This is a genomic window from Pseudorhodoplanes sp. (genome assembly GCF_046289595.1).
Classification (GTDB): domain Bacteria; phylum Pseudomonadota; class Alphaproteobacteria; order Rhizobiales; family Xanthobacteraceae; genus Pseudorhodoplanes.
Genome location: NZ_JBKBVB010000200.1, coordinates 1 through 4,252, shown reverse-complemented (window position 1 = coordinate 4,252; position 4,252 = coordinate 1). Strand labels below are relative to the sequence as shown.

Below are 4,252 nucleotides of genomic sequence, written 5' to 3'. Positions count from 1 at the left end.
TTGCGGCCAAGATCGGCGTGGCTCCAGGTATGGGAGCCGATCGTGTGACCGGCTTCGGCGACCTGCCGCAGGATTTCGGGGTAATAAGTGGCGTGCTTGCCGATGATGAAGAAGGTGGCCCGGACGCATTCCTCCGCCAGTGCCGCGAGCACCTTGGGGGTGGTCGGCCAGGGGCCGTCGTCGAATGTCAGGATGACTTCCTTGTTGCGCAGGAAGTCATGCTGGCGGAAATGCTCGAAGCCGAAGCCGGGACCGCCGGTGGTGTCGATTTCCACCGTACGCGAAACGCCAAGCGCATTCGGGTTGGCGCACTTTACGGGAGCGGCACCGGTGCCGGGCGTTTGCGCAAAGGCTGCGCCGCCGGTCAGCGATGCAGAAACCAGGATAGCGCATGCGAACACATGGCGCATGGTGAACCCCCTCATGATGTGCGAGCCGCAGCCCGCCGCATTTTGTCCGTGTGCCATGGAAAACCCGCCATGGCACAAGAGTCAACGAATCCCGATGCAGATACCGGTTGCGACCGGGGATTAAGGTTAGCTGTGGTCGTGCCGACACGGAAAAATGCCGGCCAAACCAAGCGGTTGCGCTGCAACCTGACCGGTTTTGGCACAACCTAAATGAAGTCCAGGCCGCAGCGATTCACGACGCTGGAAGCTGGCGTTCGATCGCGGCGACGATCCGTGAGTCGGTCGGGTCGACCATCGATCCGAAGGCGGCGGCCAGCGTCCCGTCACGGCCGATCAGATATTTGTGAAAGTTCCATCGCGGCGTTTCGCCCGGGCGCTGGATCGCGGCCCAGCGATAGAAGGGATGAGCGGTCTCGCCGCGGACGGAGACTTTCTCGGCCAGCGGAAAGGTTACGCCATGGCGATGCGCCGTGGCGTGGATTTCCGGAGCGCCGCCCGGTTCCTGTCCGCCGAAATCGTTCGAAGGCACGCCGATCACGAGCAGTCCGCGGTCGCGATAGCGCATCCACAGCGTCTCAAGGCCGGCATATTGAGGCGTGAAGCCGCACAGCGACGCCGTATTGACCACCAGGACCGGGCGGCCGGTATGATCGGCGAGCCGCAGTTCCCGCCGGTCAATGGTTCGAAAAGCGAATGCAAAGGCGGTCGACCGGCTCATCGCGGGCTGCGCGCTCGCGCCGTGAGACACGAAGGGAAAGAGGGCGGCTGCGCCGATCCCCCGAACAATGCACCGACGGTTCAACATGACCGCACGCCTGATTTTGAACGCCAAACTAGCAAGGCTGGACCGGCGGTCGAAGCCACATACGCGTGAGCCTGACGGAACCGCGGAACCTTCGTGCCGGCGACACGTTTGCCCGGATCTTGCCTCTGTTGTGAAAAGCGTGAGTCATGGGCGTTCTGCCGTTCCGGGTTTCCTTCGATCAGCCGCTCAATGTCGGCGAGCGGCGCCGGGGGCGTATCGCGGCGGTTGCCGCCACCGCCTGCATGGCCATTGTCGGCGCGGGTGGATTGCTGACGCTCCTCAATGCCAGTGCCGAAACCGTCGGTCATTGGTCCAACGGCAAGGCCGGGCCGGAGGTGAAGATTCTGGCGCTGAACAGGGACAGCCCGGCCACAAAGCGATGCGAAGACGGGACTACGCCGCAGATCGAGCAGCGCTGCGCGACGCCCGCCGATCCGCGCAGCGCGGCGCAGCCCGAGCTGACGGGATCGGCGCCTCGGGAAGAAGCAGCGTCGCCGCAAACACCGACGATTTCTCCGCAGGCGCGGGCGGCGCAAGCAAAGGCGGTTTCGGAACATGCCCGCCGCCAGGCGAGGGCGAAGTCTTATACGAAGTCGTCAGCCAAGTGGTCGGCCAAGCCGTTGCAAGGAAACATGCGTTTGCAGCATGCCGAGCGGCAGCGGGCGCATGAGCAGCGCCTCAATGACCGCGGCACGTTCGGCAACGATGATTTCTTCCGGACGATTCGTTAGATCTTGATCGACTTGAGCGACTTGCCGAAAAACCGCAACGCAAGGCGCCGGCCGCGTGACTGCGGCCGGCGCTCGGGAATTGCCGATGCGTTAGTGGCAGGTCGGAATGCGCTTGTAGCCGCCATGACCGTAGCTGACATGGCCATAGGCCCTGCGGACCGGAGGCGCGAATTTCGGCTCGACGAATTTCGGCGCAGGCTTGACGTCGACCGGGGCCGCGACCAGCACTTTGGGCGCGGCTTTCGGAAGGGCCTTTGGAGCAGGAGCCGTGGCCTCCGCCGCGGCAGGCGCAGCCTCTTCGGCGGGAGCCGCCTCAGCAGGCGCTTCGCCTTCGACCTTGGCCGGAGCCGCGGTGGTCGCTGCGGCGGGGGCCTGAGCCTGTTTCACGGGAGCGGGCAGGACCTGAATCTGGCGGGTCGGACCCTGTTGAGCCTGAGCGGACACGGCCATGACGGCCAAGAACGCAGCGGCGAGAGCGGTTTTGGTAATGGACATGGCCTGGTTTCCTGAGAGTGAATGAACGATGGCCATTGGTCGTGCCGGCGCGCCAGGCGGTTCATGCGTGGCGGCGGAATCGTCGCAGCGATCGATGCTGAAACCCGGACCCGGCAGCGCCCGTATTGATAGAGCGCGATGAAGGTGCGCTGTAACGAGCTTGTGACCTTCCCCTGGAATCGCGGAGGCTGCGGCAGGGATAATATCCCTCGTGTTTTGAACGGAACGGCATGCCCCCGCGACCTAAGCCAAGCCGTTGTCAGGAGAGCGCTCGCCGAACGCGGGGAGCGGCATCCGGGCAACCGATCAAAGGAGAAGTGACATGAAAATCTTCGCGATGGCCGCCGTGATCGGCGCAACGCTTGTGTCCGGGATCTTGCCGTCCTCGGCGTCGGTTGAATATCCCTGGTGTGTGATCACCGGCGGCCGCGACGGCGGCGTCATGAGCTGCGGTTTTGTGAGCTACGCACAATGCATGCAGACCCGCATCGGCACCGATATGTGCGTGATCAATCCGCGCTATCACGGGCCGCGCCGTTGATCCTCAAGACCGCCGCCGCGGCCCTTGGCTTCGCGGCGACGCTTCTTGGCGGCAGCGGACCGGCCGCGGCCGACGTCAATTATCCCTGGTGCCTGATCACCGGCGGCCGCGGCGGCGTGATGAGCTGCGGCTATATCAGCTACGCGCAATGCATGCAGACCAGGATCGGCACCGAATGTGTGTCGAGAATCCGCGCGATCGGAGTTCCCCGGTGCGCGGTGGCCACGCGCAGCCGCATCGCGCCAGATGACGGCTGGCGCGCAGGATAACCGGTCAAGATAATGGCTCAAGACAGCGGCTATTGAATCGTCGCAATCGTTCCTATCTCAGGTCCGCAACTGGGGCCTTTCGATGCGAACGACAATCTTTTCGATATTCTGTGCCGGTGCGATCATCGCCATGTCCGCGGCCGCGCCTGCTGGCGTGGCGCGCGCGGATAGCGATCCGGATCTGATATTCAAACGATCGACGGTATTCAAATGGATGTCGCCGAACGACAAGCTCGCCACCTATGGTATCGACGATCCCGATATCGAAGGCGTGGCTTGTCACTTCACGGTGCCGGAACGCGGCGGCTTCAAAGGCTGGCTCGGCATTGCCGAGGAGGTCTCCGACATTTCCTTGTCCTGCCGGCAGATCGGACCGATCCGTTTCAAGACGAAGTTCGAACAGGGCGAGGACGTGTTCCGCGCCCGCCGGTCGCTCCTGTTCAAGAAGATGCAGATTGTGCGCGGCTGCGATGCGAAGCGTAATGTCCTCGTCTACATGGTGTTCTCCGATCGCATCATCGAAGGATCGCCGAAAAACTCGACGTCCAGCGTCCCGATCATGCCATGGGGTCCGCAGACCGAGCTTCCTAAATGCGCTGAGTATGTAAAGGAGTAACGCCGGCGCTGGCGGTCCGTCCGGCACATTGGCGCCGCCTGGCGCCAATGACCGGATTGCACGGGGAGATCAGTAGCGGCCGTAGCCGCCGCCTCCGTAGCCCCCACCATAGCCTCCGTAGCCCCCACCATAACCACCATAGCCGCCGTAGCCGCCACCATAGCCGCCACCGTAATAATGCGGGCGATAGCCATCGTCGCGATGATGGTAGCGCGGCTTGGGCTTGTGCTTGGCCACCGGCTTTCTGTGGACCGCCGGCGGGCCTTCCTTCGCCACCTTTGGCGGCACGGCTGCGACCGGCGGCGCGCCGGCGGGTGCTGCATCGGCGCCAGGCGGAGCCGCGGCCGCGTCGAGCCCCGTATCGGGAGCGGGAGCCGCCTGCTGC

At 64.1% G+C, this 4,252-nt stretch carries 8 protein-coding genes; 4 read left to right on the top strand and 4 right to left on the bottom strand.

The genetic code is table 11. The features are described from left to right. Positions 1-410 (bottom strand): polysaccharide deacetylase family protein (locus ACK41X_RS22840; RefSeq protein WP_409728426.1); only part of this gene is annotated, 410 nt, incomplete at its 3' end. 232 nt (positions 411-642) lie between these two features. Continuing rightward, positions 643-1,215 (bottom strand): glutathione peroxidase, encoded by a 573-nt coding sequence (locus ACK41X_RS22835; RefSeq protein WP_409728421.1) that lies wholly within the window; start codon positions 1,213-1,215, stop codon positions 643-645. A gap of 146 nt (positions 1,216-1,361) precedes the next feature. On the opposite strand from ACK41X_RS22835, the gene ACK41X_RS22830 reads away from it, so the two are divergent. Then, the gene (locus ACK41X_RS22830; protein WP_409728418.1) at positions 1,362-1,946 is read left to right on the top strand and encodes a hypothetical protein; all 585 of its coding nucleotides are present in this window, start codon (positions 1,362-1,364) and stop codon (positions 1,944-1,946) included. Between the two features lie 90 nt (positions 1,947-2,036). Here ACK41X_RS22830 and ACK41X_RS22825 read toward each other — a convergent pair whose 3' ends face one another. Beyond that, positions 2,037-2,441, bottom strand: a complete 405-nt coding sequence (locus tag ACK41X_RS22825) for a hypothetical protein (RefSeq protein WP_409728415.1) — start codon at positions 2,439-2,441, stop codon at positions 2,037-2,039. A gap of 322 nt (positions 2,442-2,763) precedes the next feature. On the opposite strand from ACK41X_RS22825, the gene ACK41X_RS22820 reads away from it, so the two are divergent. The 3 genes from ACK41X_RS22820 to ACK41X_RS22810 all read left to right on the top strand — a co-directional run bounded on the left by ACK41X_RS22820 (position 2,764) and on the right by ACK41X_RS22810 (position 3,867). Next, the gene (locus ACK41X_RS22820; protein WP_409728412.1) at positions 2,764-2,982 is read left to right on the top strand and encodes a DUF3551 domain-containing protein; all 219 of its coding nucleotides are present in this window, start codon (positions 2,764-2,766) and stop codon (positions 2,980-2,982) included. After that, the gene (locus tag ACK41X_RS22815; RefSeq protein WP_409728409.1) at positions 2,979-3,251 is read left to right on the top strand and encodes a DUF3551 domain-containing protein; all 273 of its coding nucleotides are present in this window, start codon (positions 2,979-2,981) and stop codon (positions 3,249-3,251) included. Before ACK41X_RS22820 ends, ACK41X_RS22815 begins: the two co-directional genes overlap by 4 nt. Positions 3,252-3,381: 130 nt before the next feature. Continuing rightward, positions 3,382-3,867 carry a CreA family protein gene (locus ACK41X_RS22810; RefSeq protein ID WP_409728423.1) on the top strand — a complete coding sequence of 162 codons (486 nt, stop codon included), beginning with the start codon at positions 3,382-3,384 and terminating at the stop codon, positions 3,865-3,867. Positions 3,868-3,936: 69 nt separating this feature from the next. Here the strand turns inward: ACK41X_RS22810 and ACK41X_RS22805 are convergent. Next, positions 3,937-4,252, bottom strand: a 316-nt coding sequence (locus ACK41X_RS22805) for a hypothetical protein (RefSeq protein ID WP_409728406.1), incomplete at its 5' end; no start/stop codon positions are given.